27 protein-coding genes and 1 other RNA gene are annotated in these 26,266 nt (G+C 73.9%); 13 read left to right on the forward strand and 15 right to left on the reverse strand.

Annotation, left to right across the window (positions count from 1 at the left end; genetic code table 11):
- The 3 genes from ACZ47G_RS11975 to ACZ47G_RS11985 form a co-directional block, all read right to left on the reverse strand.
- Positions 1-1,044 (reverse strand): endonuclease/exonuclease/phosphatase family protein, encoded by a 1,044-nt coding sequence (locus ACZ47G_RS11975; protein WP_465741558.1) that lies wholly within the window; start codon positions 1,042-1,044, stop codon positions 1-3.
- Positions 1,045-1,242: 198 nt separating this feature from the next.
- Complete coding sequence (locus ACZ47G_RS11980) at positions 1,243-1,872, reverse strand: TetR/AcrR family transcriptional regulator (protein ID WP_465741560.1); 630 nt, start codon at positions 1,870-1,872, stop codon at positions 1,243-1,245.
- 180 nt (positions 1,873-2,052) lie between these two features.
- Positions 2,053-3,678, reverse strand: coding sequence for a DHA2 family efflux MFS transporter permease subunit (locus ACZ47G_RS11985; RefSeq protein ID WP_465741562.1), 1,626 nt, complete (start codon positions 3,676-3,678; stop codon positions 2,053-2,055).
- A gap of 278 nt (positions 3,679-3,956) precedes the next feature.
- Here ACZ47G_RS11985 and panB point away from each other — a divergent pair, with 278 nt between their 5' ends.
- From panB to ACZ47G_RS12000, 3 genes are all read left to right on the forward strand, one after another.
- A complete protein-coding gene (gene panB / locus ACZ47G_RS11990) occupies positions 3,957-4,826 on the forward strand; it encodes a 3-methyl-2-oxobutanoate hydroxymethyltransferase (RefSeq protein ID WP_380455878.1) in 870 nt (289 codons plus the stop codon).
- A gap of 157 nt (positions 4,827-4,983) precedes the next feature.
- Positions 4,984-6,009, forward strand: a complete 1,026-nt coding sequence (locus tag ACZ47G_RS11995; RefSeq protein WP_465741564.1) for an ATP-binding cassette domain-containing protein — start codon at positions 4,984-4,986, stop codon at positions 6,007-6,009.
- Positions 6,006-6,836, forward strand: coding sequence for an ABC transporter permease (locus ACZ47G_RS12000; protein WP_465741566.1), 831 nt, complete (start codon positions 6,006-6,008; stop codon positions 6,834-6,836). Before ACZ47G_RS11995 ends, ACZ47G_RS12000 begins: the two co-directional genes overlap by 4 nt.
- 154 nt (positions 6,837-6,990) lie before the next feature.
- Here the strand turns inward: ACZ47G_RS12000 and ACZ47G_RS12005 are convergent, their stop codons facing one another.
- On the reverse strand, positions 6,991-10,392 hold the full coding sequence (locus ACZ47G_RS12005) for an AfsR/SARP family transcriptional regulator (protein WP_465741568.1): 3,402 nt from the start codon (positions 10,390-10,392) through the stop codon (positions 6,991-6,993).
- A gap of 193 nt (positions 10,393-10,585) precedes the next feature.
- Between ACZ47G_RS12005 and ACZ47G_RS12010 the strand changes: the two genes are divergently transcribed.
- Positions 10,586-11,401: a site-2 protease family protein gene (locus ACZ47G_RS12010; protein WP_465741570.1), complete on the forward strand. Its 816-nt coding sequence runs from the start codon at positions 10,586-10,588 to the stop codon at positions 11,399-11,401.
- Here the strand turns inward: ACZ47G_RS12010 and ACZ47G_RS12015 are convergent.
- Together ACZ47G_RS12015 and npdG are read right to left on the reverse strand one after the other, a co-directional pair.
- Entirely contained in the window at positions 11,398-11,589 is a 192-nt protein-coding gene (locus ACZ47G_RS12015) for a hypothetical protein (protein WP_465741572.1), read from the reverse strand. The two genes, ACZ47G_RS12010 and ACZ47G_RS12015, sit on opposite strands and share 4 nt — an antisense overlap.
- Before the next feature lie 123 nt (positions 11,590-11,712).
- Positions 11,713-12,405 carry an NADPH-dependent F420 reductase gene (npdG, locus tag ACZ47G_RS12020; protein WP_465741574.1) on the reverse strand — a complete coding sequence of 231 codons (693 nt, stop codon included), beginning with the start codon at positions 12,403-12,405 and terminating at the stop codon, positions 11,713-11,715.
- Between the two features lie 47 nt (positions 12,406-12,452).
- On the opposite strand from npdG, the gene ACZ47G_RS12025 reads away from it, so the two are divergent.
- A complete protein-coding gene (locus ACZ47G_RS12025; RefSeq protein WP_465741576.1) occupies positions 12,453-13,055 on the forward strand; it encodes a hypothetical protein in 603 nt (200 codons plus the stop codon).
- 46 nt (positions 13,056-13,101) lie between these two features.
- Complete coding sequence (locus tag ACZ47G_RS12030; protein ID WP_465741578.1) at positions 13,102-14,430, forward strand: MFS transporter; 1,329 nt, start codon at positions 13,102-13,104, stop codon at positions 14,428-14,430.
- A 12-nt stretch (positions 14,431-14,442) separates the two neighbouring features.
- Here the strand turns inward: ACZ47G_RS12030 and ACZ47G_RS12035 are convergent, their stop codons facing one another.
- Positions 14,443-14,673, reverse strand: a complete 231-nt coding sequence (locus ACZ47G_RS12035) for a hypothetical protein (RefSeq protein ID WP_465741580.1) — start codon at positions 14,671-14,673, stop codon at positions 14,443-14,445.
- Between the two features lie 117 nt (positions 14,674-14,790).
- Between ACZ47G_RS12035 and map the strand changes: the two genes are divergently transcribed.
- Entirely contained in the window at positions 14,791-15,636 is an 846-nt protein-coding gene (map, locus tag ACZ47G_RS12040; RefSeq protein WP_380454548.1) for a type I methionyl aminopeptidase, read from the forward strand.
- A gap of 81 nt (positions 15,637-15,717) precedes the next feature.
- Here the strand turns inward: map and ACZ47G_RS12045 are convergent, their stop codons facing one another.
- The gene (locus ACZ47G_RS12045; RefSeq protein WP_465741582.1) at positions 15,718-16,416 is read right to left on the reverse strand and encodes a bifunctional DNA primase/polymerase; all 699 of its coding nucleotides are present in this window, start codon (positions 16,414-16,416) and stop codon (positions 15,718-15,720) included.
- A 428-nt stretch (positions 16,417-16,844) separates the two neighbouring features.
- Between ACZ47G_RS12045 and ACZ47G_RS12050 the strand changes: the two genes are divergently transcribed.
- Both ACZ47G_RS12050 and ACZ47G_RS12055 read left to right on the forward strand, forming a co-directional pair.
- The gene (locus ACZ47G_RS12050; RefSeq protein WP_465741584.1) at positions 16,845-17,075 is read left to right on the forward strand and encodes a hypothetical protein; all 231 of its coding nucleotides are present in this window, start codon (positions 16,845-16,847) and stop codon (positions 17,073-17,075) included.
- Between the two features lie 39 nt (positions 17,076-17,114).
- The gene (locus ACZ47G_RS12055) at positions 17,115-17,324 is read left to right on the forward strand and encodes a hypothetical protein (protein WP_465741586.1); all 210 of its coding nucleotides are present in this window, start codon (positions 17,115-17,117) and stop codon (positions 17,322-17,324) included.
- A gap of 142 nt (positions 17,325-17,466) precedes the next feature.
- Here ACZ47G_RS12055 and ACZ47G_RS12060 read toward each other — a convergent pair whose 3' ends face one another.
- Positions 17,467-18,144, reverse strand: coding sequence for a PadR family transcriptional regulator (locus tag ACZ47G_RS12060; protein WP_465741588.1), 678 nt, complete (start codon positions 18,142-18,144; stop codon positions 17,467-17,469).
- Between the two features lie 338 nt (positions 18,145-18,482).
- Between ACZ47G_RS12060 and ACZ47G_RS12065 the strand changes: the two genes are divergently transcribed.
- Together ACZ47G_RS12065 and ACZ47G_RS12070 are read left to right on the forward strand one after the other, a co-directional pair.
- Complete coding sequence (locus ACZ47G_RS12065; RefSeq protein WP_465741590.1) at positions 18,483-18,881, forward strand: ACT domain-containing protein; 399 nt, start codon at positions 18,483-18,485, stop codon at positions 18,879-18,881.
- Positions 18,882-19,032: 151 nt separating this feature from the next.
- Entirely contained in the window at positions 19,033-19,290 is a 258-nt protein-coding gene (locus tag ACZ47G_RS12070) for a Prokaryotic metallothionein (protein WP_380454557.1), read from the forward strand.
- Between the two features lie 85 nt (positions 19,291-19,375).
- On the opposite strand, the gene rnpB is transcribed toward ACZ47G_RS12070, so the two are convergent.
- From rnpB to ACZ47G_RS12095, 5 genes are all read right to left on the reverse strand, one after another.
- An RNA gene (gene rnpB, locus ACZ47G_RS12075) (RNase P RNA component class A) lies at positions 19,376-19,773 on the reverse strand.
- A 13-nt stretch (positions 19,774-19,786) separates the two neighbouring features.
- Positions 19,787-21,304 (reverse strand): MFS transporter, encoded by a 1,518-nt coding sequence (locus tag ACZ47G_RS12080; RefSeq protein ID WP_465741592.1) that lies wholly within the window; start codon positions 21,302-21,304, stop codon positions 19,787-19,789.
- 38 nt (positions 21,305-21,342) lie between these two features.
- The gene (locus ACZ47G_RS12085) at positions 21,343-22,818 is read right to left on the reverse strand and encodes an RNB domain-containing ribonuclease (protein ID WP_465741594.1); all 1,476 of its coding nucleotides are present in this window, start codon (positions 22,816-22,818) and stop codon (positions 21,343-21,345) included.
- A gap of 84 nt (positions 22,819-22,902) precedes the next feature.
- Positions 22,903-23,277, reverse strand: coding sequence for a type II toxin-antitoxin system death-on-curing family toxin (locus tag ACZ47G_RS12090; RefSeq protein WP_465741596.1), 375 nt, complete (start codon positions 23,275-23,277; stop codon positions 22,903-22,905).
- Positions 23,274-23,609 carry a hypothetical protein gene (locus tag ACZ47G_RS12095; RefSeq protein ID WP_465741598.1) on the reverse strand — a complete coding sequence of 112 codons (336 nt, stop codon included), beginning with the start codon at positions 23,607-23,609 and terminating at the stop codon, positions 23,274-23,276. The genes ACZ47G_RS12090 and ACZ47G_RS12095 overlap by 4 nt, the downstream gene beginning before the upstream one ends.
- Positions 23,610-23,866: 257 nt before the next feature.
- Between ACZ47G_RS12095 and ACZ47G_RS12100 the strand changes: the two genes are divergently transcribed.
- Together ACZ47G_RS12100 and yaaA are read left to right on the forward strand one after the other, a co-directional pair.
- On the forward strand, positions 23,867-24,316 hold the full coding sequence (locus ACZ47G_RS12100; RefSeq protein ID WP_465741600.1) for a DUF3995 domain-containing protein: 450 nt from the start codon (positions 23,867-23,869) through the stop codon (positions 24,314-24,316).
- Positions 24,317-24,326: 10 nt separating this feature from the next.
- Positions 24,327-25,112, forward strand: a complete 786-nt coding sequence (yaaA, locus tag ACZ47G_RS12105) for a peroxide stress protein YaaA (protein WP_465741602.1) — start codon at positions 24,327-24,329, stop codon at positions 25,110-25,112.
- A gap of 18 nt (positions 25,113-25,130) precedes the next feature.
- Here the strand turns inward: yaaA and ACZ47G_RS12110 are convergent, their stop codons facing one another.
- Positions 25,131-26,264: a bifunctional RNase H/acid phosphatase gene (locus ACZ47G_RS12110; protein WP_465741604.1), complete on the reverse strand. Its 1,134-nt coding sequence runs from the start codon at positions 26,262-26,264 to the stop codon at positions 25,131-25,133.
- Positions 26,265-26,266 lie beyond the last annotated feature (2 nt).

Genomic DNA, 26,266 nt, shown 5'->3' on the forward strand with positions numbered 1-26,266 from the left:
CTACTGGTACTTGTAGGCGGCGACCACCGCGAGGTGGTCGCTGCCGTCCCGGGGCAGGGTGCGGGAGTCGACCGGCCGGAGCCCGCCCTTGCTCATGATCTGGTCGATCCGCGCCATCGGGAACGCCGCGGGCCAGCTGAAGCCGAAGCCGTCCCCGGCCGCGCCCTGGGCCGAGCGCATCTGCGAGGTGACGGGCGCCAGGCTGCGGTCGTTCATGGTGCCGTTGAGGTCGCCGAGCAGCAGCACCTTCTTCACCGGCTCGGCCTGGATCGCGTCGCCGAGCGCCTGGGCGCTGACGTCCCGCTGGTTGACGGTGAAGCCGCCCTCGGCCTTGAGCCGCACGGACGGCAGGTGGGCGACGTACACCGCGAGCGGGCCCTGCGGGGTGCTGACCTGGGCCCGGAACGCCCTGGTCCAGCCCATCTTCAGGTCCACCGGGGAGGCGTCGCCGATCGGGTACTTCGACCAGAGACCGACCGTTCCCTCCACGGTGTGGTGCGGGTACGTCCCGGCGAGCCCGGTCTCGTACGCCCGCAGCTGCGAGCCGGCCAGCTCCTGGAGGGCGACGATCTCGGCGCCGGAGGCGATCAGGCCGCGGATGGTGCCCGGGACGTCGGTGTTGCCGGCCTCCACGTTGTGGCTGACCACCGTCCAGTCGCCCTTGCCGCCGCTCTTGTCGGAGACCAGCCCGCCGAACAGGTTGACCCACAGCACGGTGGGCACCAGCAGGGCGATCAGCGCGGTGGCGGAGCGGCGCAGCAGCGCGGGCACCAGCAGCACCGGGACGGCCAGGCCCACCCAGGGCAGGAAGGTCTCCAGCAGGCTGCCGAGGTTGCCGACGGTGTTGGGCACCTCGGCGTGGAAGGCCAGCAGCACCGCGGTGAGCAGGGCCAGCAGGGCGACCAGCAGCCCGCGCCGCCAGGTGTTGGCGCCGCGGGCGTCCCGGCCCCAGTCCCGCAGGCCGAGGAAGCCGCCGGTACGGCCGGTCGCCGCGCTCGCACCGGCACGGGCCGTGGTCCGTTCGGTGCTGTCCGCCTGCGCCATGCCGTGGCTCCCGTTCGTTCGTGCCGTCGCCGGTCCGGGGTCCGGTCCGTGGGAGAACGGGCGCGGCGCCGGACCGGTGCCGGTTTGATCGGATACCCGGCTCAGCCTATGCCGGGACAGACGCGCGGCCCCGGGAGCGGGTTCCGGCGTGGCCCGCTTTGGTGAGACAGGCCACGTCCGGGCACGAAGGAGTGAACCTCAGCGGGGCGCGACGCCGTCGAGGACGGAGTCGACCAGTCGGCGGGCGAGGTTCGGGTCGTCCAGGTCGGAGTCCTCCGAGAGGATGCTGCGGTAGAGGATCGGCCCCATCAGCAGGTCGCCGAGGAGCTCCACGTCGAGGTCGTCGCGGATCACGCCCTCGGCGACGGCCTGCCGGATCAGGTGCAGCCCGGCCTCGCGGCGGGGCCTGACCACCCGCTCCCGGTAGGCGGTGTACAGCTCGGGCAGGGTCTGCATCTGCCCGAGCGCGGCCTTGAGCACCCAGCGGGTGCGCTTGGCCAGGCCGCGGCGGCGGATGTAGTCGACCATCGCGATCAGGTCCTCGCGGGCGCCGCCGCCGGTGGGGGCCGGCATCGGCTCCTCCAGCCGGCTGACCACCTCGACCAGCAGGGCCTCCTTGTTGGGCCAGCGCCGGTAGATGGTGGCCTTGCCGACGCCGGCGGCGGTGGCGATGCCCTCGATGGTGAGTTCGGACAGCGTGTTGCCGTCGGCCATCAGGTCCTCGACGGCGGTGAAGATGGCCTGCTCGGCGGCCTCGCTGCGGGGTCTGCCGCGGCGTACCGCCGCGCAGGGCTGCCCGGTGTCGGCGCTCGGCGTGTCCGTCCTCATCCCCGCTGTCTCTCCCTCGGTGGTCCGGGCGCGCGGGCGCCGTCGGTGGTTCCGTCGGTCCGGCCGCCGGGGGTCCGCCCCCGCCCCGGCCGGGGCCCCGCCGGCCGGAGTCACCGGTCGGCAGGGCCATTGTCGCTCAGTCGCCCGCAGGTCAGGCGCCCCCGGGTCGAACGGCCGGGGTCAGGCGGCCGCGGACTCCCGGGCCTGGCCCGGCTGCTCGGTGGCCGGCCCGCCCACGGCGCCCGGCTTGCCCGGACCGCCGGGGGCGGCGGTGCGGCGCGGGAGCAGGAACCAGGCGACCAGCGCGCCGACCAGCGAGATGCCGACGGAGAGCGAGGCCACCACGTGCATCGCGTGGATGAAGGCGTCGTTCGCCGGGGCGATCAGCGCCTGCCCCTTGCCGTCCGGGATCCGGCCGGCGATGGCCAGGGTGGCCTCCAGCGACTCGCCCGCCTTGTCGCGCAGGTTCTCCGGCAGACGGGTGAGGGTGTCGGACATCCCGTCGCGGTAGACGGTGGAGAGCACCGCGCCGAGCACGGCGACCCCGAGCGAGCCGCCGACCTGGCGGAAGGTGTTGTTGACGGCCGAGCCGGCGCCGGCCTTCTCGCGGGGCAGCGAGCCCATGATCGCGACGGTCACCGGCGGCATCACGTGCGCCATGCCCGTGCCCATCACCAGGCCGAGCACGATCAGCACCCAGATCGGGGTGGTGGCGGTCAGCACGGTGTAGCCGACGAAGCCGAGCGCGACCAGCACCATGCCGCCGGCGGCCGTGGCGGCGACGCCGAGGCGCTCGACCACCAGCCGGGCCCGCGGGGCGAACATCAGCTGGGCGACGGCCAGCGGCAGCATCAGCAGACCGGCCTGCAGCGCGCTGTAGCCGCGCACGCTCTGGATGTAGAAGACGCCGAAGAAGGAGACGCCCATCAGCGCGAAGAAGATCACGCCGACCACCACCACGGAGGCGCTGAACACCTTGTTGCGGAACCAGGTGACGTCCAGCGCGGGGAACGGGATGCGGCGCTCGTACACGACGAAGGAGGCCAGGGCGACCACGCCGAGCAGGGTCGGCCCCCAGGCGGCGAAGGAGGTGAAGTCGGCCAGCTCACCGCCCTTGATGATGCCGTAGATCAGCGCGACCAGGCCGATGATGGACAGCAGCACGCCGACCGGGTCGAGGGCGCCCGGGCTGGGGTCCTTGGACTCGGGGACCAGGATCGCCATCGCGATCACCGCGACGATCACGATCGGGACGTTGATCAGGAAGACCGAGCCCCACCAGAAGTGCTCGATCAGCACGCCGCCGGTGATCGGGCCGATGGCGATGGCCAGGCCGACCGCGCCGGCCCAGATGCCGATCGCCTTGGGCTGCTCCTCGCGCTCGAAGACGTTCATGATGATCGCCAGCGTGGCGGGCATCGCGAGCGCGGCGCCGACGCCCATCAGGCCGCGGTAGCCGATGAGTTCACCGGGCGAGCCGGACATCGAGGACAGCAGCGAGGCGATGCCGAAGACCACCATGCCGACCAGCAGCGCGAGCTTGCGGCCGAAGCGGTCGCCGAGCAGGCCCGAGGTGAAGAGCAGCCCGGCGAACACCAGGGTGTAGGAGTTGATCGACCATTCCAGGTCGCTCTGGGTGGCGCCCAGTCCGACCGGGGCCGGGGTCGCGATGGTCTTCATCGCGACGTTGAGGATCGAGTTGTCGAGCACGACGACGAGCAGGGCGAGCACCAGGGTGCAGAGGATCGCCCAGCGCCGGCGGTGGATGGCTTCCGGCACACGGGGTGGCGCGGCGGCGGTGGTCATTGGTCTTCCCGTCCGTGTTGGCGTGGCACTGGCGGGCATTTGCGAGTCGCGGACGTCTCGTAACCCCCCGGGAACAGATTAGCGGCCAATACGATACGAGACGAGCCCGTTTCGTAAAAACGAGGCAAAGCCCGGCTGATGCCCCCGGGACGTGTGGCGTGGATCGCACCCCGGCGACGACACCCCTCTTTGCGCTCGCGCCGGGGCGTGCAAGCATGGAGGTGATCCGGGGACGCCGTACGGCGCCACGAGACGACAACCCTTCAGGAGTCCGTTCGATGAACGCTTCTTCGCCTTCGCCTGCCCAGAACCAGGCGTCGACCGCCACCCTCTACGGCGGGGTCACCAACCGCCGCGTCACCGTCCGCGACCTCGCCGGCGCCAAGCAGCGCGGCGAGAAGTGGGCGATGCTCACCGCCTACGACGCCCTCACCGCGGGCGTGTTCGACGAGGCCGGGATCCCCGTCCTGCTCGTCGGCGACTCGGCCGGCAACTGCCACCTCGGCTACGAGACCACCGTGCCGGTGACCATGGATCAGATGGTGATGCTCTCCGCCGCCGTCGTCCGCGGCACCCAGCGCGCCATGATCGTCGCCGACCTGCCGTTCGGCTCGTACCAGGAGTCGCCCGCCCAGGCCATGCACAACGCGGCCCGGCTGATGAAGGAGGCCGGGGTCGGCGCGGTCAAGCTGGAGGGCGGCGAGCGCAGCGCCCGCTCGATCGAGCTGCTGGTCGAGGCCGGCATCCCGGTGATGGCCCACATCGGCCTCACCCCGCAGTCGGTGCACGCCTTCGGCGGCTACCCCGTCCAGGGCCGCGGCGACGAGGCGGCCCACCAGCTGCTCCGCGACGCCAAGGCCGTGCAGCAGGCCGGGGCCTTCTCGGTGGTGCTGGAGGCCGTCCCGGCCGAGCTGGCCGCCCAGGTCACCGAGCAGCTGGCGATCCCGACCGTCGGCATCGGCGGCGGCCCGGAGACCGACGCCCAGGTGCTGGTCTGGACCGACATGGCCGGCATGACCGCCGGCCGGGTGCCCAAGTTCGTCAAGAAGTACGCCAACCTGCGCGGCGTCCTCGGCGACGCGGCCCGCGAGTTCGCGGCGGAGGTCCGCGGCGGCGCCTTCCCGGCGGAGGAGCACAGCTTCCACTGACGGCCCCTGGACCCTGGCCCTCACGGCCCCGTTCCGAGCAGCTCGGAGCGGGGCCGCTGTCATGCCCGGACGGCGCCGGACGGCGGATGACAGCGGCCTGACAGCGGGGCCGCCCCGGCGACAGGGGGCTGACAGCCGGGGCGGACAACCTGGAGGCATGACAGGAATCGCCACCGCCCCGAACACGCGGGGAACTGCCGGGAACGCCGTCGAGGTGCACGGCATCGTCAAGCACTTCGGCGACACCAAGGCCCTCGACGGCGTCGACCTCACCGTCCGCGAAGGCACCGTCCTCGCCCTGCTCGGCCCCAACGGCGCCGGCAAGACCACCCTGGTCCGCGTGCTCTCCACGCTGATCAAGCCCGACGCGGGCACCGCGTTCGTCGGCGGCTACGACGTCCTGAGCCAGCCCAAGCAGCTGCGCCGCACCATCGGCCTGACCGGCCAGTACGCCTCCGTGGACGAGCTGCTCTCCGGCTACGAGAACCTCTACCTGATCGGCCGGCTGCTCGACCTCTCCCGGCGCGACGCCAAGGCCCGGGCCGCCGAGCTGCTGGAGCGCTTCTCGCTCACCGACGCCGCCAAGCGGATCGCCAAGACCTACTCCGGCGGCATGCGCCGGCGCCTCGACCTGGCCGCCAGCATGATGGGCCGCCCCCGGGTGCTCTACCTGGACGAGCCCACCACCGGCCTGGACCCGCGCACCCGCAACGAGGTGTGGGACGAGGTGCAGCGGATGGTCGCCGAGGGCAGCACCGTACTGCTGACCACCCAGTACATGGAGGAGGCCGAGCAGCTCGCCAACGAGCTGACCGTCATCGACCGGGGCAAGGTGATCGCCAACGGCGGCGTCGCCGAGCTCAAGGCCAAGGTCGGCGGCCAGATCCTCCAGGTCCGCGCGGCCCACCCGGCCGAACTGCCGGAGATGGCCCGCTGCCTCCACGAGGCCGGGATCGGCTCCGCCACCATCTCCCCCGACGAAGGCCTGCTCGCGGTGCCGATCACCGGCGAGGAGCAGCTCACCGCGGTGATCGCGGTGCTCGGCGGCCGCGGCTTCGCGATCGCCGGCATCGACACCAAGGTGCCCAGCCTGGACGAGGTCTTCCTCGCCATCACCGGCAAGCCCACCGCCGACGCGGCCACCGCGTCCGCCGACGCCCTCGTCAAGGAGCCCGTCGCATGACCACCGCCACGCTCACCCCCGCCCGGGCCGGCGGCCTCCCGGCCGACGACACCCGGATCGGCCTGGCCGGCAACCTGCGCCACATCGGTGCGCTGACCCGCCGCAACCTGATGCGGATCAAGGCCGACCCGGAGTCGATGTTCGACGCCGTGCTGATGCCGATCATCTTCACCGTGCTGTTCGTCTACGTCTTCGGCGGCGCGATCTTCGCCCAGGACCCGGACCAGTACAAGCAGTTCATGATCCCCGGCCTGCTCGGCCAGACCGGCATGACGCTGGCGCTGGCCGTCGGCACCGGCCTGAACACCGACTTCCAGACCGGGGTGATGGACCGCTTCCGCACCCTGCCGATCGGCCGGGCCTCCGTCCTGCTCTCCAAGATCGTCGCGGAGACGCTGCGCGCCCTGCTCTCCTCCGCGATCCTGCTGACCTTCGCGTTCCTCCTCGGCTTCGAGCTGAAGACCGGCCTGCCGGAGCTGCTGGCCACGGTCGGCCTGTCGCTGGTCTTCGGCATGTCGATCGTCTGGATCTCGATGCTGCTCGGCATGTCGCTGAAGAGCGCCCAGGCCGTCCAGGGCGTCTCCATGCTGGTCCTGATGCCGATGCAGTTCGGCAGCTCGATCTTCGCGCCGACCAGCACCATGCCGGGCTGGCTGCAGGCCTTCACCAAGGTCAACCCGCTGTCCGCGCTGGCCGACGCCTCCCGGGCCCTGCTCAACGGCCAGGGAGCGGTCGCCCACCCGGTGATGATCGTGCTGGTCTGGTCCGCCGCCTCGACCGCGATCTTCGCCCCGCTCGCCGTGGCCCGCTTCCGCAAGCGGACCTGAGCGAGCCGGGGGCGAGGACCGGCCGGCGGCCGTGGACAGGGCGCCGGCCGGTACGCGGGCCGGTCGTACGGGTGACCAGGGGACGGGCACCCGTACGACCGGCCCCTGGGGCGTGTCCCGCGAACCCTGCCGGGCGGGCGACGCCGGGGAGGCCTCAGCCGATCAGCTCCGTCAGCATCTCCTGGGTCTGCCGCTGGGTCAGCTCCTCACCGACCGCGTGCGCCGCCTCGAAGTCGGCATCGCCCAGCAGCTCCTGCAGGACGGCCGCCGAGCGCTCGCGCTCCACCCGGTCCAGGTAGCCGCCCTTCGGGCCGTTCAGCCGCGTGTGCGCGCCGATCAGCACGGCCGCCTGCCGGGCCCGCTCCAGGTCGCCGTCCCGCTGCGCGAACGCCCGCAGCACCCCGACCACGGCCGGCACCACCATGACCGTCATCTGCTCGGCGAACCCGCTCGCGGCCGTCATCGAGACCAGCAGTCGGCGGCCCTCGCGCAGCAGGGCGAGCCCCTCGTCCGGATCCCCGGCCCGGGCGACGATCCAGCCCCGGGCACTGAGCAGCATCCCGCGCACGATGCCCGGCACGAACCCGGACGAGGTGATCGCGTCGAGCTCCGCCAGCCCCGCCAGGGCCTGCGGGTACTCGCCGCGCTGGGCGTGGATGCCGCAGAGCGTCAGGTGGCCGAACAGCAGGGCGCCGGTGTCGGACTGGTTGGGCCCCGCGCCCTCGATGGCGGCCAGCGCCTCCCGGATGATCCGCTCGCCGAGCTCCAGGTCCTGCTCCAGCAGGGCGCAGCCGAGGTTCACCTGGAGCATCGGCACCTCCTGCGGTGCGCCCAGCTCCTCGGCCAGTTCGATCGCCCGCTCGTACGCCGCGGCGGCGCCCGCGGCGTCGCCCCGGTTGGCCAGCGACTCGCCGCGGGCCGACAGTGCCTGGGACACCCCCCAGAGGTCACCGGCCTGCTCGAACAGCTCCAGCGAGCGCACGCCGTCCTGGATGCTCTGCTCCTCGCCGCCCGGCAGGTCGTTCAGCATCCTGGCCCGGACCTGGAGGGCGAACGCCAGGTCGTTCGGATCGCCGTGCACCTCGCAGCCGCGCACCGCGTCGTCCATCAGCTCCCGCATCGCGTCCAGCCGGCCGGCCAGGAAGGCGCCGAACACCCGCATCAGCGCCGGGAAGCGGTAGGCCTGCGGGTGCTCCGGGGTGTAGGCGTCCAGCAGCGCCTCCGCCGTCCTGACCGCGTCCGGGTTGCCGAGCACGTCGAGGTTCCCCTCGAACATCCCGATCAGCCGGAACATCGCGATCAGCCGGCGGGCCTCCTCGACCACCTCCCGGGGCATCGGGACGCCGTACGCGAGCACGTTGCGCTCCAGCGGCACCGGCTGCGGGGCGTCCGGGCCGAACGGGTCCGGGCCGAGCGCGCCGATCGCGGTGTACCAGCCGCGGGCCTCCATGCCGTAGCCGCGCAGCGACCAGTACCAGCCCATGCCGACGGCGATGACCAGCGCCTGCTCCTCGTCCGCGCGGTCGACCGCGCGGCGCAGCGCGGCCCGGATGTTGTCCTGCTCGCGCTCCAGCACGGTCAGCCAGTGCAGCTGCTGCGGGCCGTGGACGTTCAGGTCGGCGGTGGCGACCAGCGCGCGGAAGTGCGCCAGGTGCCGGGCCTCGGTGGCGTCACGTTCGGCGGCGGACTCGGCGAGGCGCTCGGTGGCGTACTCGTGGATGGTCTCCAGCATCCGGTAGCGCGGCTGGCCGGTGTCGTCGGCGAGGTCGGCCACCAGCAGGGACTTGTCCACCAGGGAGAGCAGCAGGTCGGCGACCTCCGGGGCGACCACCCCGGTGCCGTCGGCGCAGATCGCCTCGGCGTCCTCCAGCTGCCAGCCGCCCGCGAACACCGAGAGCCGGCGCAGCACCGCCCGTTCCCGCTTGCCCAGCAGCTCCCAGCTCCAGTCGACCACCGCGCGCAGCGTCTGCTGGCGCGGCAGCAGGGTGCGGCTGCCGGCGGTGAGCAGGGCGAACCGGCCGTCCAGGCGGTCGGCGATCTGCCGGGCGGTCATCACCCGCAGCCGGGCGGCGGCCAGTTCGATGGCCAGCGGCAGGCCGTCCAGGCGGCGGCAGATCTCGGCGCAGGCCTCCGGATCGCCCTGCGGGTCGAAGCCGGGACGGGCGGCGGCGGCCCGCTCGGTGAGCAGCCGCAGCGCCACCGGGTCGGGCAGCGGCTCGACCGGCAGCACGGTCTCGCCGGGGACGCCCAGCGGCTCCCGGCTGGTGGCGAGCACGGTCAGCCCGGGGCACTCCGCGAGCAGGGTGTCCACGAGGTCGGCGGCGGCCTGGATCAGGTGCTCGCAGTTGTCCAGGACCAGCAGCATCCGGCGGTGACCGCAGTGTTCGATCAGCCGGCGCACCGGGTCCTCGACGCGCTTCTCCATCACCTCGGCGACCATGCTGGTGCTGTGCAGCACGATCTCCCGCAGGCCGAGCGCGGAGACCACGGCGGCGGGGACGGCCTCCGGGCTCTCCAGCGGGGCGAGTTCGGCCAGCCAGACGCCGTCCGGCCACTGCCCGGCGGACTGTTCGGCGCGGCCGGCCTCGACCGACAGCCGGGTCTTGCCGGAGCCGCCGGGGCCGGTCAGCGTGACCAGCCGACGGGCCGTCACCAGCTCGCGCAGGGCGGCGAGATCGCTCTCCCGGCCGACGAAGCTGGTCAGCCGGCCGCGCAGGTTGCCGGTGGCGCGCGGGAGTTGGGCGGCGGGCGGGGGCGCGGCCTCGACCGGGGCCGGGGCCGGGGCCGGTGGCGTCCGCTCCGGGGCCGGCCCGGGCTGCGACTCCGGTTCCGGTTCGGCTTCCGCCGAGTTGAGCAACTCGGCGTGGAAAGAACGGAGTTGCCGCCCCGGATCGGCGCCGAGCTCGCCCGCCAGGGCGCGCCTGGTGCGCTCGTAGTGCCGCAGCGCCTCGGCCGTACGGCCGCTTCCGTGCAGGGCCCGCAGCATCAGCAGCTGCAAGGGCTCGTCCAGCGGCTGCCGGTCGCACAGTTCGGCGAGTTCGGCGACCAGCTCGCCGGCCCGGCCGAGCCCGAGGTCGGCGGCTATCCGATGGCGGCGGGCCTCGTCCCGCTGGGACTCCAGCCGGGCGGCCGGCCCGCTGCGGTCCGGCAGGTCGGCCAGGGCGGGGCCACGCCACAGCGCCAGGGCGGCGCGCAGCCGTTCGGCGGCCAGCCCGTGGTCACCGGCGTCGAGGGCGCGGCGGCCCTCGGTGCTCAGCCGCTGGAAGTCGGCGAGGTCGGTGGCCGGGTCGGTCAGCCAGTACCCGGCCGGGCCGGAGCCGATCCGCTCCCGCCCGATGGTGCGGCGCAGCCGGCCGACCAGGGTCTGCAGCGCGGCCGAGGAGTCCTGCGGCGGCTCGGCCTCCCACACCTCGTCCACCAGCAGGTCGGCCGGGACCGGCCGGCCCTGCCGCAGGGCCAGCGCGGTGAGCAGCGCCCGCAGCCTGGCGCCGCCGAGCGGGACCGGCGTGCCGTCGTCGTGGTGGGCCGTGGTGGTTCCGAGGATGCCGTAGTGCACCGGTCCATTCTGGTCGATCGGCGGCGGCGAGGGCGCACAATTGTGCTGGCCCCCACCGGGCACCGCCGCCCGACGGAACCGGGCACCGCCCCTCGGACGTTCCCCCTGGGCGGCTTGTCCGGCCACCGGCCCGCCCGGCATGATCGGTCCCAGCCGGTAGTCCCCCGTCCCTCTGTTCACGGAGCCCCCACAGATGACCTTCGCCGCCACGCCGCGTTCCCGCAGCGAGGACCGCCGGATCAGCCCGGTGTTCTGGGTGCTCCTCGCCACCCTCGGCACCTCCGCCTGGGCGGTGTACTCGGGGTACGGCAACGCCCGGTTCGGGGTGTTCCTGTTCGTGGTGTCGGGCTGGATGGTCTCGCTCTGCCTGCACGAGTACGCCCACGCGCGCACCGCACTGCACGGCGGCGACATCACCGTCGGCGCCAAGGGCTACCTCACGCTCAACCCGCTGAAGTACACCAATGTGCTGCTCAGCTTCGTCCTGCCGATCGTCTTCGTGATCCTCGGCGGCATCGGCCTTCCCGGTGGCTCGGTGTGGATCGAGCGCAGCCGGATCCAGGGGCGCCTCAAGCACAGCCTGATCTCGGCGGCCGGGCCGCTGGTGAACGTGGTGTTCGCGGCGGCGCTGCTGATCCCGGTCGGCGCGGGCTGGCTGGACGACTCCGACCTGCACGCCTCGTACTACGGCTACGAGCTGCCCGTCTCCCCGTTCGCCTGCGCCCTCGGCTTCCTCGGCCTGCTGCAGCTCAGCGCGGCCCTGCTGAACCTGCTGCCGGTGCCCGGCCTGGACGGCTACGGGATCATCGAGCCCTGGCTGTCGGCCAAGACCCGGCGCTCGGTCGAGCCCTTCGCCCCGTACGGGATGCTCGCGGTGTTCGCACTGCTGTGGCAGCCCGAGGTGAACTCGTTCTTCTTCGGGATCGTCCACGACCTGATGAGCCTGTTCGGCGTGGACACCGACTACTCGACGGTCGGCCGGTACCTGTTCAGCTTCTGGAAGAGCTAGCCCTGCCGGGCGGCGGCCGCCGCCTCGGCGATCTTCGCCTTGCGGCGGTTCATCCACAGCACGTTGCTCGCCACACCGGCGAGCGGGAGCCAGATCAGCCCGATCCAGAAGCCCTCGATCATCGAGACCACGGCGGCCGCCAGCGCGAGGACGACGACGAGCAGGGCGAAGAGGGACGTGCGAGGCATGGGGCGAGGCTCCTAGGACCGGGTACGGACGGCCGGGTTGCGGCCGCCCCCCATTGTCGCCGACCTCACCTCCGGGCGGGGCCCAGGGGTGAGGCCGACACGACGCCGGTCATCGGTCGGTCACTACACGTCGGTGATCCGCAGGCCCGCGTGGGCCTTGTAGCGGCGGTTGACCGAGATCAGGTTGGCCACCAGCGCCTCGACCTGGTGGGCGTTGCGCAGCCGGCCCGAGTAGATGCCGCGCATGCCGGGGATCAGGCTCGCCAGCGCCCGCACCACGTCGGTCGCGGGCCGGTCGTCGCCGAGCACCATGACGTCGGTGTCGATCCGCTCCACCGACTCGTCCTGCAGCAGCACCGCCGAGAGGTGGTGGAAGGCGGCGGCGACCCGGGAGTCCGGGAGCAGTGCGGCGGCCTGCTCGGCGGCGCTGCCCTCCTCCGGCTTGAGCGCGTAGGCGCCCTGCTTGTCGAAGCCGAGCGGGTTGACGCAGTCGACGACGATCTTTCCGGCCAGGTCCCCGCGCAGCGCGGTCAGGGTGGCGGCGTGGCCGTCCCACGGGACCGCGACGATCACCACGTCGCTCTCCCGGGCGACGGTGGCGTTGTCGGCGCCGCGCACGCCGACGCCCAGCTCGGCGGCCGAGGCCTCGGCCCGGGCGGCGTCGCGGGAGCCGATGATCACCTGCTGGCCGGCCTTGGCCAGCCGCAGGGCGAGGCCGCGCCCCTGGTCGCCGGTGCCGCCGAGGACGCCTACCACCAACTGCGAGACGTCCGGCAGCTCGTGGGCCGGGTTTGTCGCTGATTCGAGGGAAGTCATGGGCCGATCTTCCCAAATCGCCGACCCGGCGCGACATCCTGGCCCGCATGGACGCGGTGAGAGTTTCGGCACTCCGGGAGCGGCTCGCGGGCACCGGCTGGCTGGAGGCGGTCGGCGGCTTCGCCGGCTCGCTGCGGCGCTCGGTGGAACGGCGCGGGGCGGGCGAGCTGCTGCTGGTCGGCACCGAGGCGTACGAGCCCTGGCACCTGGCCGCCCACCTGGAGGACGAGGCCGCCTGGTCGGCCGTCCCCCGACTGGCGCCCACCCTGCTGCGGCACCGGCCGCCCGCCGCCGCCCCGGCCCACCTGGCGCACGACCTGCGGCGGCTGACCGAGGCCCGGCGCGGCGCCACCGTGCTGGTGGTGGCCCCGGGGGCGGCCGGCGCCCCCCTGCTGGAGCGGGTGCGGGACGCCCGCCGGCACGGCGCGACGGTGCTGGCGCTGGACGGCACCGCTTCCGCCACCGGCGACCTCGCCGGTCTCGCGCACGAGCGGCTCGGCGTCGGCACCGCCGCCGAGGAGCCCTTCGACCTCGCCCAGCACTTGGTCAGCGCCGCCGCCGGGCAGCCGCCGGGCCGCCGCTCCGCGCTGGACCGGCTGGCCGGACTCGCCGGGCGGCTGACCGCGGGGCCCACGATCAACCGCTGGTGAAAAACCCGTTGCGGGCGCGGAACCGACCGTCCGAGGATGGTGGTTCGTGAACGACGACGAACCACCGCATACCGGTCGGCCGCGCGGCCTGCTGCGCTCGCTGACGCCCGATCTGACGCCCTGGCGCGCCTCCCGCGACTTCCGCTACCTGTGGACGAGCGGCTGCGTCACCAGCTTCGGCAGCTTCCTGACGTACGTCGCCGTGCCGATGCAGATCAAGGAGCTCACCGACTCCTCCTTCGCGGTGGGCCTGATCGGCGCCGTCGAACTCATTCCGCTGATCGTCTTCGGCCTCTGGGGCGGCGCCCTCGCCGACGCCCTGGACCGCCGCCGGCTGGTGCTGCGCTCCGAGGCCGCGCTCGGCCTGCTCGCCGGGCTGCTGCTGCTCAACGCCCTGCTGCCGCGCCCGCTGCTCTGGCCGATCTACCTGGTCGCCGCACTGGTCGCGGCCTGCGACGGCCTGCAGCGCCCGGCGCTCGACTCGCTGCTGCCGCGGATCGTGGCGCACCAGCACCTGACGGCCGCCTTCGCCCTCAAGTCGCTGTACCACAACGTCGCTTCGGTGGCCGGGCCGGCGCTGGCCGGTGTCGTGGTGGCGTTCTCGGGGGTGCAGACCGCATACGCGCTGGACGTGCTGACCTTCGCCGTCTCGCTGCTGCTGCTCGTCCGGATCAAGGCGGTGCCGCCGGCCACCGGCGCCGAACGCCCCTCCGTGCGGGCGGTGTTGACGGGCGTGCGGTACGCGTGGAGCCGCAAGGACCTGCTGGGCACCTACGCGATCGACGTCTGCGCCATGCTGTTCGCCTTCCCGGTGGCCGTCTTCCCCTTCCTGGCCTCGGAGTTGGGCACCGACTGGGCGCTCGGCCCGATGTACGCGGCCTCCGCCGTCGGCGCCCTGCTGGTCGGCGCGACCAGCGGCTGGGCGTCCCGGGTGCACCGGCACGGGCGGCTGCTGGTGGCCGCCGCGGTCGGCTGGGGCGCGGCCATGACGCTGGCCGGGCTGTCCGGGAACGTCTGGGTGGTGCTGCTCGGACTGGCGCTGGCCGGCGGCGCGGACGAGATCAGCGGGCTCGCCCGCTCCACCATGTGGAACCAGTCCATCCCGGACGCGGTCCGCGGCCGGATGGCCGGCGTCGAACTGCTCAGCTTCTCCGTCGGCCCCCAGCTCGGCCAGGTCCGGGCCGGCACCATGGCCGGCCTGCTCGGAGCCCGCGCCGCCGTCTGGACCGGCGGCCTGGCCTGCGTCGCCGCCGTCCTCGCCGTCGCCGCCGCCCTGCCCCGCCTGCTCGCCTACGACGACCGCACCGACCCGCACACCGCGGCCGTCCGCGCCGAGCACGAACGCACGGAACAGCGGACCGCCGCCCCGGCGTGACCGGTCGCCGCCCTACTCACCACCCTCGTCCTTCGGCCGGTCGCTCCAGCGCGGGTCGTTCTGCCACTCGCGGTTGCGCTCGTCGGCGATCTGCAGGGCGTGGGCGGCCTCGTCGGGGGTGGCGTAGGGGCCGAGGCGGTCCTTGGCCGGGCACTCGGGGCCCTCCTCGACCTTGCCGTGCTTGATGCAGTAGAACCACTCGCCGGGCTTGCCGGTCGGCTTGCGGTTGAATCCGAGGGGCATGGTGTTCTCCTGTCCGGACACAAGGGTCGGTACCGATCATTCCCCGGGCCGGGCCGCCCTGCACACCGCCTGGGGAACCGCAGGGCCGGGGCGGGGGCGGCGACTAGACTCGCCGCCATGGCTCTCGTACCCGGCATCCAGTCCCCCACCCGCAAGGTCCCGGCGCACATCGCGCGCCCCGAGTACGTCGGGAAGCCCGCCCCGACGCCGTACACCGGGCCCGAGGTGCAGACCGCCGAGACGATCGAGAAGATGCGGATCGCCGGCGGGATCGCCGCCCGGGCGATGGAGGAGGCGGCCAAGCTGATCGCCCCCGGTGTCACCACCGACGAGCTGGACGCCGTCGCCCACGCGTACATGTGCGACCACGGGGCCTACCCCTCCGACCTCGGCTACCGCGGCTTCCCCAAGTCCGTCTGCACCTCCATCAACGAGGTGATCTGCCACGGCATCCCGGACTCGACCGTGCTGCAGGACGGCGACATCGTCAACATCGACGCCACCGCGTACATCCACGGGGTGCACGGCGACCTCAACGCCACCTACCTGGTCGGCGACGTGGACGAGGAGTCCCGGCTGCTGGTCGAGCGCACCCGGGAGTCCCTCGACCGGGCGATCAAGGCGGTCAAGCCTGGCCGTCAGGTCAACGTCATCGGACGGGTCATCGAGTCCTACGCCAAGCGCTTCGACTACGGCGTGGTGCGGGACTTCACCGGACACGGCATCAACACGTCGTTCCACTCCGGCCTGATCATCCCGCACTACGACAGCGAGCGGGCCACCGAGGTCATCAAGCCCGGCATGACCTTCACCATCGAGCCGATGCTCACCCTGGGCACCTACGACTACGAGATCTGGCCGGACGGCTGGACGGTCGTCACCAAGGACCGCAAGCGCACCGCCCAGTTCGAGCACACCCTGGTGGTCACGGCGGACGGCGCGGAAATCCTCACCCTGCCGTAAGCCGTGCGGAGAAGCACTGCGGCAGGCCCTGCCGCAGTGCTTCTCCGCGAAGCCCCGCCGTGACCCCGACCGGTGGGCGTCCTAGCCGATCAGCCACTGCTCCTCGGCGACGGCGCCCACCTCGGTGCAGGCGTCGGTGAGCACGTCCAGGACGCGCAGCGGGTCCGGCAGCGGCAGTTCGGGCCCGCGCAGCCACCGCACCTCGGAGCCGTCCGGCAGCGCGGCCGGCGGGAGCAGGGTGTACGAGCCGCGGCAGTGCCAGCGCAGGCCGGGGTGCTCGGACATGGTGTCCGGGGTGGAGTCCAGCGCGCTGTCCCACCACTCGTCCTCGTCCTGGGGAGTGCCCCGGGTGGCGGTGAAGAACAGGTAGCGGTCCTCGCCGACGGCGGCGACCGGGCCCTCGACGCCCAGCGCGGTCAGCCGCTCCAGGGCGAGCCGGCCGGCCTCGGCCGGGACGTCCAGCACGTCGTGCACCCGGCCGGTGGCGGTGATGAAGTTGGCCAGGGGATCGCGGGAGAGCCAGCGGGAGAGCTGCTCGGGGTCGGTGGTGGCCTGGGTCTGCCAGGCGAAGGAGACCGGGTGCTGGGCCGGGGCCGGACAGGCCACCCGGTCGCAGGAGCACCGGTAGCCGGCCGGGTGGGCGGCGGGTGCGAGGGGGAATCCGGCGCGTACCGCGCCGAGCAGTTGATCGAGTCTGGCGGCCGGGTCCGCGCCTCCCGGGCGGTCCCGCTGTCGGTCACGCTTCTGCCACCAGGTCGTCCACCTGCCGCCGGCTTCCATCGGGCCCCTTCCGCGCAACTGCCGTGCCTGGTGCGACACAGCGTTCGACGTACCACTCCGACGCAACGCACGGCGCCCCCCGCTGCTTCCCCGGGGTGGTGCTCGGCCCTGCTGTCCGCGCCCCGCCGACCGCGGCCCGGGGTCACCGGACGGCCGACGCCGGGTCTCGGTACGCCTGTCGCGGCAGCACGCTGTCCGCGCCGGTGACGGCCGGAGGGCGCGCTGACACGCGCCCCGCCCGGCCCGTACGGGCCCGCTGACCCGGGGCGGACCCCGAGGGCGTAACAGGAAGGATAAGGGTGCGCGGGGCCTCCGGATGACCGGGGGCGGTGCCTCTCCGGTCACACTCCGGGCACTCCGCGCTCACCGGGCCTCCGCCCCGGGGTGCTCCCGCCGTGGCCACCGCGTGGAGGTGAGACCCTGGAGGGGTGAAGAGCGCGGACACCGAATTCGTCGGCGGCCCCCTGGACGGGCGGATCCTCCCGATCCCGCTGGGGCCGATGCTCGGCGTGCCCAAGAAGTACAAGGTTCCGGTCCCCGCGCACGGCGACTCCGCCGCGCGCACACTGGTGTACGTCCGGAGCAAGCAGACGCGGGGGCTCAGCTGGTTCTGGCGCTACGAGTACGACGAGGCGGCCTCCAGCGGACCCTCGGACTGACCGGCCGCCCGCTCCCCTTCCCCTCCCCGGGAGGTCGGCATGGCCAGGACGGTACGGCACCCCGTACGGCGCTCCAGGAGCCGCGCGCAGGCGGCCGCCCACCACAACCGGCAGGTCGCCGGGGTGACGGGGGCGCTGCTGCTGGTGGTGTGCCTCTACAGCGTGACGATCGGCCCGGACGGCTGGCTCTGGTTCGGCTGGGCGGTGCTGCTGCTCGCTTGCGTGGCCCTCTTCGTGGTGCGCCCCTGAGCAGCGGGCCGCCCCTGAGCGATGATCGGCCCCTCAGCAGTGGTCGACCTTTGGGCCATGGTCGGCCCTTGGGCAGTGATCGACCCTTGAGTAGCGGCACCGCCCTGTCACCGGCTGCCGCCGGGACCGGCCCCCGCACCGGTCAGTCATCCTCGGCGAGGATGAGGTAGAGCTTCTTGCGGGCCTCGGTCAGCACCGCCAGGCCCTTGACGCGCTGCGCCTCGGTGCCCGTCCGCATGACCTGCTGGACCGCCTGCTCGACCGCGGCGAGCGCCTGGCCGACCTCCTGGACGGCCTCCCAGTCGACCTCCCGGCCGGCTTCGGCCCACGGCTCGGCGGGACCGGCCTCGGCCTCGGCGCGGCCCTTCTCGGTGAGCGAGACCAGCCGCTTGCCGCCGACCTCCTCCGCCGTGATCAGGCCCTCCTCCTCCAGCAGTTGGAGGTTCGGGTAGATCGAGCCCGGGCTGGGCCGCCAGGCCCCGTTGGTCCGCTCGGTGATCTCGGCGATCATCTCGTAGCCGTGCATCGGCCGCTCCTTGAGCAGCGCCAGCAGCGAGGCCCGGACATCACCGCGCCGGGCCCGGCCGCCGCGCCGCCCGTGCGGGCCGCCGCGCCGGCCGCCGTGGCCGCCGAAGCCGTGCCCGAACGGGCCGCCCATCGACCGGCCGGGGCCGCCGCCGCCGAACGGCGGGCCGAAGCCGCCGAAGGCCTCCCGCCCCTCGAAGCCGTCCCCGGGCATCCCCCGGAACTCCGGGCCCGGCCCACGGCGCCGTCCGCCGCCGCGCGGGCCCTCCCCGCCGAATCGCATTCCTGAGCGCATGGCGCCCACCTCCTTGAGGTTCCATCTGACGTATCCGAGCCAGTCGAGTCACCGTCTCGATAGTTCGACGATATATCGGTGACTGTCGCTCGTCAACGGATACCGACACGGCTCCGCCGGCGACCCACGGGGTCCAGCAGGCTCCCGATGACGCGTTGATCGCACGTCTACCCGGCGCCGACAGCATTCGGGCCCATGAACAGACGATCACGCGTCGGCACCTGGCTGGGCCTGTTGGCCCTGGCCGTGTGCGCCACGCTCGCAGCTCCCTCGGCCGTCGCCGGGACAGGACATCCGCCGGACGGCACCGGCCCGGACGAACCGATACGGTGACGGGTATGGCCGGTGAACGAGACCTTGCGACCCTGCTCCGCGGGATGCGCCCGCAGCTCAACCCGGGGCGGTACGTCTACTGCACGCTCCCCGCGAAGGTGCCCGCCGGGATGCGGCCGGTGGTGACCGTCGCCGAACCCGAAGGGGTGACGATGGTGGTCGCCCAGGACGAGGCGGACGCGCTCGGGCTGCGCTACGAATACGTGGCGGCCTGGATCACCCTGCAGATCCACTCCGCGCTGGAGGCCGTCGGACTGACCGCGGCCGTCGCCGGGCGGCTCGCCGAGCGGGGCATCAGCTGCAACGTGGTGGCCGGCTTCCACCACGACCACCTGTTCGTCGCCGCCGACGACGCCGACCGCGCCGTCCGCGCCCTGGAGGAGCTCTCCGCCGGCCCCGCCTGACGCTCCCGCCCGACTCCGCCCTGCGCCGCCCTGCGCCGTCCGGCCCGTCCCGCCGGACGGGCCCCACCGGGTGGCCGCCGCCCGCCGGTCCTTCGACACTGGAAGGAGCCGCCCCGCCAGGGCCGGCCCCCACCGGAAGGAGACGGCCGCCATGGCCATCTGCGTCACCTGCGGCAACGACTACTGGCTCGCCTTCGAGATCAAGACGGTCACCGGCGACACCTACACCTTCGACAGCTTCGAGTGCGCGATGGAGAAACTCGCCCCCCGCTGCGAACAGTGCCACGTGCGCATCGTCGGCCACGGCGTCGAGGTGGCCGGCATGTTCTTCTGCTGCGCCAACTGCGCCCGCGTCAACGGCGGCCTCGGCGAACAGATCCGCGACGCCGTCGGCTCCCGCCCGGCCTGAGCCGGGACGGGACGGGACGGGACGCACGAAGGCCCTCCGGCCGGCGCTATGCGCGCGGGCCGGAGGGCCTTCGACGTTCAGGGGGCGGAAGAGTCGGCCTGTACGCCGGGTTCTGTCACCCGGGTTGCTTGCGCGGCCCGGGGAGACGGCCATCCATCTAGGGCTGCCGTTGCCGACAGCCTCGTGCGGTCTACCCGCGAGCTCGGGCGAGCAGCCCTCGAACACTCGCGCACGGCGCCCGAAGGCACCGATCTTGACCTTGCTCCAGGTGGGGTTTACCTAGCCGGCCGGGTCACCCCGGTCGCTGGTGGTCTCTTACACCACCGTTTCACCCTTACCCACGCGCCGAAGCGGTGGGCGGTCTGTTTTCTGTGGCACTGTCCCGCGGGTCACCCCGGGTGGGCGTTACCCACCACCCTGCTCTGTGGAGCCCGGACGTTCCTCGGCGGGTCTGGGACCCGTCGCGACCGCCCGGCCGGCTCTTCCGCCGTAGTGGTCATGGTAGCCGCTCGGGCGGGGCCTCCCGTACCCCGGTCCGGACCACCGGCGCCTCCGCACCGAGGCGGGCCGCCACCCGGGCGGCCGTACCCGTCGCCCAGGCGCCGGTGGTGAGCACTCCCAGGACGAGGACCGCCCCGCCGAGGCCGACCAGGATCCACCAGCCGGCGTGGCTGGCCGGGGCGAAGCCGGTCGCCATCGGGCCCACCACGGCCGAGGTGACGACCGTACCGATCACCGCGACCCCCAGCGACTGGCCGACCTGGCGGCTGGTCGAGGCCACGGCCGCGGCCACACCCGCCTGGGCCCGCGGCATCCCGGAGACGGCCGCGTTGGTGATCGGCGCGTTCACCAGGCCGAAGCCGAAACCGAACAGCGCGTAGGCGACCAGCAGCAGCGCCGCCGGGGAGTCCGCGGTCAGCCGGGTCAGCAGCAGTCCACTGGCGGCCAGGCCCAGCCCGGCCACCACCAGCGGCAGCCGCGGGCCCCGGCTGCCGACGATCCGTCCGGACAGCGGCGCGCAGACCAGCATCAGCCCGGCCATCGGCAGCGTCCACAGGCCCGCCTCGACCGGGGTGTAGTGCCGGACGTCCTGCAGGTAGAGGGTGTTGAGGAAGAGGAAGCCGCCGAGCGCGGCGAACGCGCAGACCGCGGTGACGGTCGCCCCGGTGAACGGCGCGCTGGCGAAGAACCGCGGGTCCACCAGCGGCTCGGCGACCCGCCGCTCCCACAGCGGGAAGGCGATCAGCGCGGCCACCGCGGCCGAGGCCAGGGCCAGGATCAGCGGGGACGTCCAGCCGCTGCCCGGGCCCTCGATGATCGCCGCGGTGCCGCAGCCCAGCAGGACGACCATCAGCGACTGCCCCACCGGGTCCAGCCGGCGCGGCCTGGGCGCGCGCGACTCGGGGACGTAGCGGACCGTCAGCAGTATCGCCAGCAGCGCCACCGGGACGTTGATCAGGAAGATCGACGGCCAGCCGGCGCCGTCCACCAGGAAGCCGCCGAGCAGCGGGCCGAGCGCCATCGAGATGCCGACCACACCGCCCCAGACGCCGATCGCCTGGGCCCGCTCCTTGGGATCGGTGAAGGTGTTGGTGATGATCGACATCGCCACCGGGTTCAGCATCGAACCGCCCACCGCCTGCAGCGCCCGGAACGCCACCAGCCACTCCAGGCTCGGCGCCAGACTGCACAGCAGTGAGCCCAGCGCGAAGCAGGTCAGGCCGATCTGGAACACCCGGCGGCGGCCGAAGCGGTCGGCCACCGAGCCGAACAGCATCAGCAGCGAGGCCAGCACCAGGGTGTAGGCGTCGATGATCCACTGCAGGCCGGAGGCCGGGGCGTCCAGGTCCTTCTGGATCACCGGGAGCGCGATGTTCACCACGGTGTTGTCCAGGCCGACGATGAACAGGCTCAGGCAGCAGATCGCGAGGACGAGCAGCCGGCGGCGGCGCCCGGCGTCGGGAGCGGGGCCGGCGGGTCCGGGGGCGAGGGTGGGGGGCTGGGGATCGGGCACGGACCGATCCTCCCACCCCCGGGCCGGGGGCGGATGACTCAGAGCGCCTCGAAGCGGACCGTCCGGGTGGCCGGGTCCGCCCTGGTGAGCCGGACGTCGATCTCCCGACCCAGCGGCAGCCCGGCGGGCGCCCCGGCCGGCGAGCCGTTCCCGGCCGCGTCGCAGCGGGCCCGGACGGCGGGCTCGCGCAGCTGGACGGTGCCCGAGCCGGGGCGCTTGCCGTCCACCTCGATGACCACCGCCGAGAAGTCCTCGCCCTCCCGGCCCACCAGCAGCTCCGCCTCCACCAGGTCCACGCAGGCCCGTTCGACCTCGGCCGCCCGCCGGTCCCCGCCCGCCATCAGCGCCGGCACGGCCGGCAGCGCCTCCCGCGCCCAGCCCGGCACGTCCTCCCCCGCCGCCACCGCCGCGCACACCTCCTGGGTGAAGCGGTCGCCGAGCCGGCGCAGCGGCGCGGTGCAGTGCGCGTACGGGGCGGCCAGCGCGGCGTGCCCCGGCTCGGCGGGGGCCGGCAGGCCGCGGGACTCGTCGAAGGCGTGGTAGCCCGCGCCGCGCAGCAGACCGGTGCAGGCGTTCAGGAAGGCGGCGTTCAACGGCACCTCCGGATCCAGCGACCGGATCAGCTCCGGGTACGGGACGGCCTGCGGCCAGTCCACGTCCAGCGCGCCGGCGATCCGGCGCAGCCGCTCGTACGCGGCGGCGGGCGCCGCCGGCAGGGTGCGCAGCAGGCCGACGCCCGCGTCCAGCATCAGCTCGGCCGCGGCCATGCCGGTGAGCAGCGAGATCTGGGCGTTCCAGCCGTCGGCCGGGCCGGCCGCGCGGTAGCCGAGCACATAGCCGTGCAGGGTCTCGGTGACCTCCTGCTCGGGCACCGGCAGGCTGATCCCGCCCCGGGCCCGCTCCTGCTCCTCGCGCAGCCGGCCGACGGTGGCGAGCAGGGCGAGCTGCTCGTCGGCGCCGCCGAGGTCCACGGCGCGCTGGACGGCCGCGTAGTCCAGGCGGCGGTGCGAACGCACCAGGGCGCGGCGGACGTCCGCCAGCACAACGGCGCCGTCGGCGTCCAGGTCCAGCTGCCAGAGCAGGGCGGGGCGGGTCTCGCCGGGCAGCAGGCTGGCGGCGTCCTCGGAGATCCGGGTGGGGTGCAGGGGGACGCGGTGGTCGGGGAAGTAGAGGGTCTCGACGCGTCTGCGGGCCTCGGTGTCGATGGCGCCGCCCGGGCGGACGAAGGCGGCGACGTCGGCGATCGCGTAGTGCACCCGGTAGCCGCCGCCGGGGCGGTGGGTGAGGTGCATGGCCTGGTCGAGGTCGCGGGAGCCGGGCGGGTCGACGGTGAACAGCGGCAGGTCGGTGGCGTCGTACTCCGGCAACCGGGGGCTCTCGGCCGCCTCCTCCGCCTCGGCGAGCACCGCCTCGGGCCACTCGGTGTGGATCTCCAGGCGGGTGCGGAGCTCGGTCAGCTCGGTGTTGATCCGGGCGGAGTCGACGGCCTTGACGCGCAGTTTTCGGCGAGGCATGCAGGCCAGCGTAGGGCGAATCGGGTGATTCCGGACGGAGGACCCCGGCGCGTCCTGCCGCCGGGGGCCCTGGCCCGTCCGGCCTCAGCGGCCCAGGAGGGACCTGAGGTCCTTGGCCGCGAGGGCGATCGCGTCGTCGTAGCCGCCGGTGGCGAGCCGCAGCACGAAGGCCACGGCGTCGTCCGGGTGCGGGTCGGTGTAGGGCTCGCTGTTGTAGTCCAGGAAAAGGAGCATCGCCTCGAAGGCGGTGCGCTTGTTCCGGTCGACGAGCGGGTGGTTGCGGGACAGGCTCTGGCCGAGGGCGGCTGCCTTGGTCCACAGGTCGGGGTAGGCGTCGGAGCCGAACAGGCTGGCCTGCGGGCGGGCGATCGCCGAGAGCAGGCCGCCGAGGTCGCGGATGTTCCGCGCGCCCCCGGCGAGGTAGGTGACGTCGTCGAGGTCCAGGTACACGGTGGTCACAGGTCCTTCAGCCGCTCCAGCGTCTCCGCGTTGGCGGCGCGGATCCGGGCCACCATGGCGGCGCGGCGCTCGGCCTTGCCGGGTGTCCCCTCGGTGAGCGCCTCCGGGAGCTCCGACTGGCGGACCTCGAAGGCCAGCTCGGCGGTGTCCGACCCGGCGGCCGCCTCCGTCACCCGCACCCGGCCGCCCATCACGGCCTCGGCCGCCGCCCGCACCGCGAACTCCAGCGCCTGGCGCGTCTCGGCCGGCAACCCCGCGGGCAGCCGCACGGACAGGGACTCCTCCACGGCATCGCCGTCGCCGGGCACCAGGTCCAGGGGTCGCATGGTCATCTCGCTCACTCTCCTTCGCCACTCACGGTAGTCGGGAACGCCGGCCGTTCCTACCGATTTGCCCTCGCCTCCGCGGCCGCCACAGCCCCGGACCTGCGACGATCCCGCAGCGGCCGAGGGTCCGCTGCCCGGGAGCGCGGCGGAACCGCCCTGGGGGTGGACGGGTGCGGGGACGGGCCTGCGGGGTGGGGGGCCGGGGCGGTGTGAGGGCTCGTACGGTGGGGCGAGTGGTGGTTCACGCGGAGGGGGTTCGGGCGGTGGGTGTGGTCAGGGCGGTCGGGGCCGGGGTGTCGGCGGGGCTGGCGGTGACGGGGGCGCTGCACGCGGTGTGGGCCGTGACGCCGTGGCCGTTGCGGACGGCGGAGGAGTTCGCGGACACCGTGGTGGGGGCGGGTGAGGGGGTGCCGCCGGCGGCGGCCTGTCTGGCGGTGGCGGGGCTGCTGGGGACGGCCTCGCACCTGGTGGCGGCGGAGGCCGGGGTGCTGCCGCCGGTGCTGCCGCCGGGGTGGCAGCGGGCCGGGGTGCGGGCGGTGGCCGGGGTGCTGCTGGCGCGCGGGCTCGCCGGGCCGGTGGTGTTCGGGCGACTGACCCGGCGCTCGGCGCGGTTCCGGCGGCTGAACGTCCGGTACTACTCGCCCCTGTGCGTGGCGCTGGGAGCCGGGGCGGCCGCAGTAGGGTGGCGGGGTTCGTCCGCCACAAACTGTTGAGGAGTCCGCTGTGCTGGTGCTGTTGCCGCCTTCGGAGGGCAAGGCCGTGTCCGGGGACGGCGAGCCGGTCGCGCTCGACCGGCTGTCGCTGCCGGGGCTGACGGCGGCGCGCGGTGCGGTGCTGGACGCGCTGGTCGGCCTCTGCCGGGGTGATCAGGACGCCGCCGCCGAGGTGCTCGGGCTGACGCCCGGGCTGCGCGGCGAGATCGCCAAGAACGCCGCCCTGCCGACCGCCGGGGCCCGTCCGGCGGCCGAGGTGTACACCGGGGTGCTGTTCGACAACCTGGGCCTGGCCACCCTGGACGCCGCCGCGTACGCCCGCGCCGAGCGCTCGCTGCTGGTGTTCTCCGGACTGTGGGGCGCGGTGCGGATCTCCGACCGGATCCCGTCCTACCGCTGCTCGATGGGCGTGAAACTCCCGGAGTTGGGGGCGCTCGGCGCGTACTGGCGGGGTGCGACGGCCGCCGTGCTCCCGGAGGTGGCGGACGGGCTGGTGCTGGACCTGCGCAGTTCCGCGTACGCGGCGGCCTGGAAGCCGGCCGGCGAGGTGGCCTCCCGTACGGCGACCGTCCGGGTGCTGCAGGAGCGGAACGGCAAGCGCACGGTGGTCAGCCACTTCAACAAGGCGACCAAGGGCCGGCTGGTGCGGGACCTGCTGGTCGCCGGGGCGGAGCCGAAGACGCCGGGCGAGCTGATGGACGCGCTGCTGGAGCTGGGCCACCGGGTCGAGCTGGCGGCGGAAGGCACCGCGCGCAAGCCGTGGCAGCTGGACGTGGTGGTCACCGAGGTGCACTGACCCCCGGTTCAGCGGGGATCAGCGCAGGTGGGAGCCGTCGTTGAGCAGCCGCAGCGAGGCGTTGCCGTCCGCGTAGTACTGGACGGCGCAGATCGAGGCGGCGGAGAGCTCCATCCGGTACATCGAGTCCGGCGGGGCGCCGAGCGCGAGGCGGACCAGCGTCTTGATCGGGCTGACGTGCGAGACCACCAGCACCGTCTTCCCCGCGTACCGGGCGAGGATCTTGTCCCGGGCGACGCCGGCCCGGTGGGTGAGGGTGGTGAAGCTCTCGCCGCTGCCGGTCGGCTTGGCCTTGGCGGAGCCCAGCCAGGCCGACAGGTCGTCCGGGTAGCGCTCCTGCACCTCGGCGAAGGTCAGGCCCTCCCAGTCGCCGAAGTCGACCTCGCGCAGCCCGTCCTCGTACCGGACCTCCAGGCCCAGCCGGGCGGCGACGATCTCGGCGGTCTGCCGGGTGCGGCGCATCGGGGAGGCGACGACCGCCTGGATGCTGCCGCGCGCGGTCAGCGCCTCGGCGGCCCGCTCGGCCTGCCAGCGGCCCTTGTCGGACAGCTCCGGGTCGGTCCCGCCGCTGCCGGAGAAGCGCTTCTCCGGGGTGAGCGGGGTCTCGCCGTGGCGCAGCAGGACGAAGGTGGTCGGGGTGCCGAGGTCGGCGGGGGCGGCCCAGCCGGCCTTGGGGGCGGGCGGGCTCGGCAGCGGCTCGGGGACCTCCTGGGCGGGCTTCCGGGGCTCCCACCGGCGCCCGTCGCGGCCGGCGTCCATCGCCTCGTTGGCCAGCCGGTCGGCGTCCTTGTTCCGCTCGCGCGGGATCCAGGTGTACGTGACCCGGCCGCGCGGGAAGACGGTGCGCGCCTCGGCGGCGAGCGGCTGCATGTCGGGGTGCTTGATCTTCCAGCGCCCGGACATCTGCTCGACGACCAGCTTGGAGTCCATCCGGACGTCCACCGAGGCGTCCGGGTCGAGCTCGCGGGCCGCCTTCAGCCCGGCGATCAGGCCCCGGTACTCGGCCACGTTGTTGGTGGCGTGGCCGATGAACTCGGCGGCCTCGGCGACGAGCTGCCCGGTGTCGCCGTCCCGGACCACCGCGCCGTAGCCGGCCGGCCCCGGGTTGCCCCGGGACCCGCCGTCCGCTTCGACGACGAAGCGCGCCGCCATCG

The organism is Kitasatospora sp. NPDC030952, assembly GCF_055571335.1.

What these genes read in the sequence shown, in the direction of transcription:
- ACZ47G_RS11975 (WP_465741558.1), bottom strand. Translation starts at nt 1,044, where the DNA reads ATGGCGCAGGCGGACAGCACCGAACGGACCACGGCCCGTGCCGGTGCG.
- ACZ47G_RS11980 (WP_465741560.1), bottom strand. Translation starts at nt 1,872, where the DNA reads ATGAGGACGGACACGCCGAGCGCCGACACCGGGCAGCCCTGCGCGGCG.
- ACZ47G_RS11985 (WP_465741562.1), bottom strand. Translation starts at nt 3,678, where the DNA reads ATGACCACCGCCGCCGCGCCACCCCGTGTGCCGGAAGCCATCCACCGC.
- panB (WP_380455878.1), top strand. Translation starts at nt 3,957, where the DNA reads ATGAACGCTTCTTCGCCTTCGCCTGCCCAGAACCAGGCGTCGACCGCC.
- ACZ47G_RS11995 (WP_465741564.1), top strand. Translation starts at nt 4,984, where the DNA reads ATGACAGGAATCGCCACCGCCCCGAACACGCGGGGAACTGCCGGGAAC.
- ACZ47G_RS12000 (WP_465741566.1), top strand. Translation starts at nt 6,006, where the DNA reads ATGACCACCGCCACGCTCACCCCCGCCCGGGCCGGCGGCCTCCCGGCC.
- ACZ47G_RS12010 (WP_465741570.1), top strand. Translation starts at nt 10,586, where the DNA reads ATGACCTTCGCCGCCACGCCGCGTTCCCGCAGCGAGGACCGCCGGATC.
- ACZ47G_RS12015 (WP_465741572.1), bottom strand. Translation starts at nt 11,589, where the DNA reads ATGCCTCGCACGTCCCTCTTCGCCCTGCTCGTCGTCGTCCTCGCGCTG.
- npdG (WP_465741574.1), bottom strand. Translation starts at nt 12,405, where the DNA reads ATGACTTCCCTCGAATCAGCGACAAACCCGGCCCACGAGCTGCCGGAC.
- ACZ47G_RS12025 (WP_465741576.1), top strand. Translation starts at nt 12,453, where the DNA reads ATGGACGCGGTGAGAGTTTCGGCACTCCGGGAGCGGCTCGCGGGCACC.
- ACZ47G_RS12035 (WP_465741580.1), bottom strand. Translation starts at nt 14,673, where the DNA reads ATGCCCCTCGGATTCAACCGCAAGCCGACCGGCAAGCCCGGCGAGTGG.
- map (WP_380454548.1), top strand. Translation starts at nt 14,791, where the DNA reads ATGGCTCTCGTACCCGGCATCCAGTCCCCCACCCGCAAGGTCCCGGCG.
- ACZ47G_RS12045 (WP_465741582.1), bottom strand. Translation starts at nt 16,416, where the DNA reads ATGGAAGCCGGCGGCAGGTGGACGACCTGGTGGCAGAAGCGTGACCGA.
- ACZ47G_RS12055 (WP_465741586.1), top strand. Translation starts at nt 17,115, where the DNA reads ATGGCCAGGACGGTACGGCACCCCGTACGGCGCTCCAGGAGCCGCGCG.
- ACZ47G_RS12060 (WP_465741588.1), bottom strand. Translation starts at nt 18,144, where the DNA reads ATGCGCTCAGGAATGCGATTCGGCGGGGAGGGCCCGCGCGGCGGCGGA.
- ACZ47G_RS12065 (WP_465741590.1), top strand. Translation starts at nt 18,483, where the DNA reads ATGGCCGGTGAACGAGACCTTGCGACCCTGCTCCGCGGGATGCGCCCG.
- ACZ47G_RS12070 (WP_380454557.1), top strand. Translation starts at nt 19,033, where the DNA reads ATGGCCATCTGCGTCACCTGCGGCAACGACTACTGGCTCGCCTTCGAG.
- ACZ47G_RS12085 (WP_465741594.1), bottom strand. Translation starts at nt 22,818, where the DNA reads ATGCCTCGCCGAAAACTGCGCGTCAAGGCCGTCGACTCCGCCCGGATC.
- ACZ47G_RS12095 (WP_465741598.1), bottom strand. Translation starts at nt 23,609, where the DNA reads ATGACCATGCGACCCCTGGACCTGGTGCCCGGCGACGGCGATGCCGTG.
- ACZ47G_RS12110 (WP_465741604.1), bottom strand. Translation starts at nt 26,264, where the DNA reads ATGGCGGCGCGCTTCGTCGTCGAAGCGGACGGCGGGTCCCGGGGCAAC.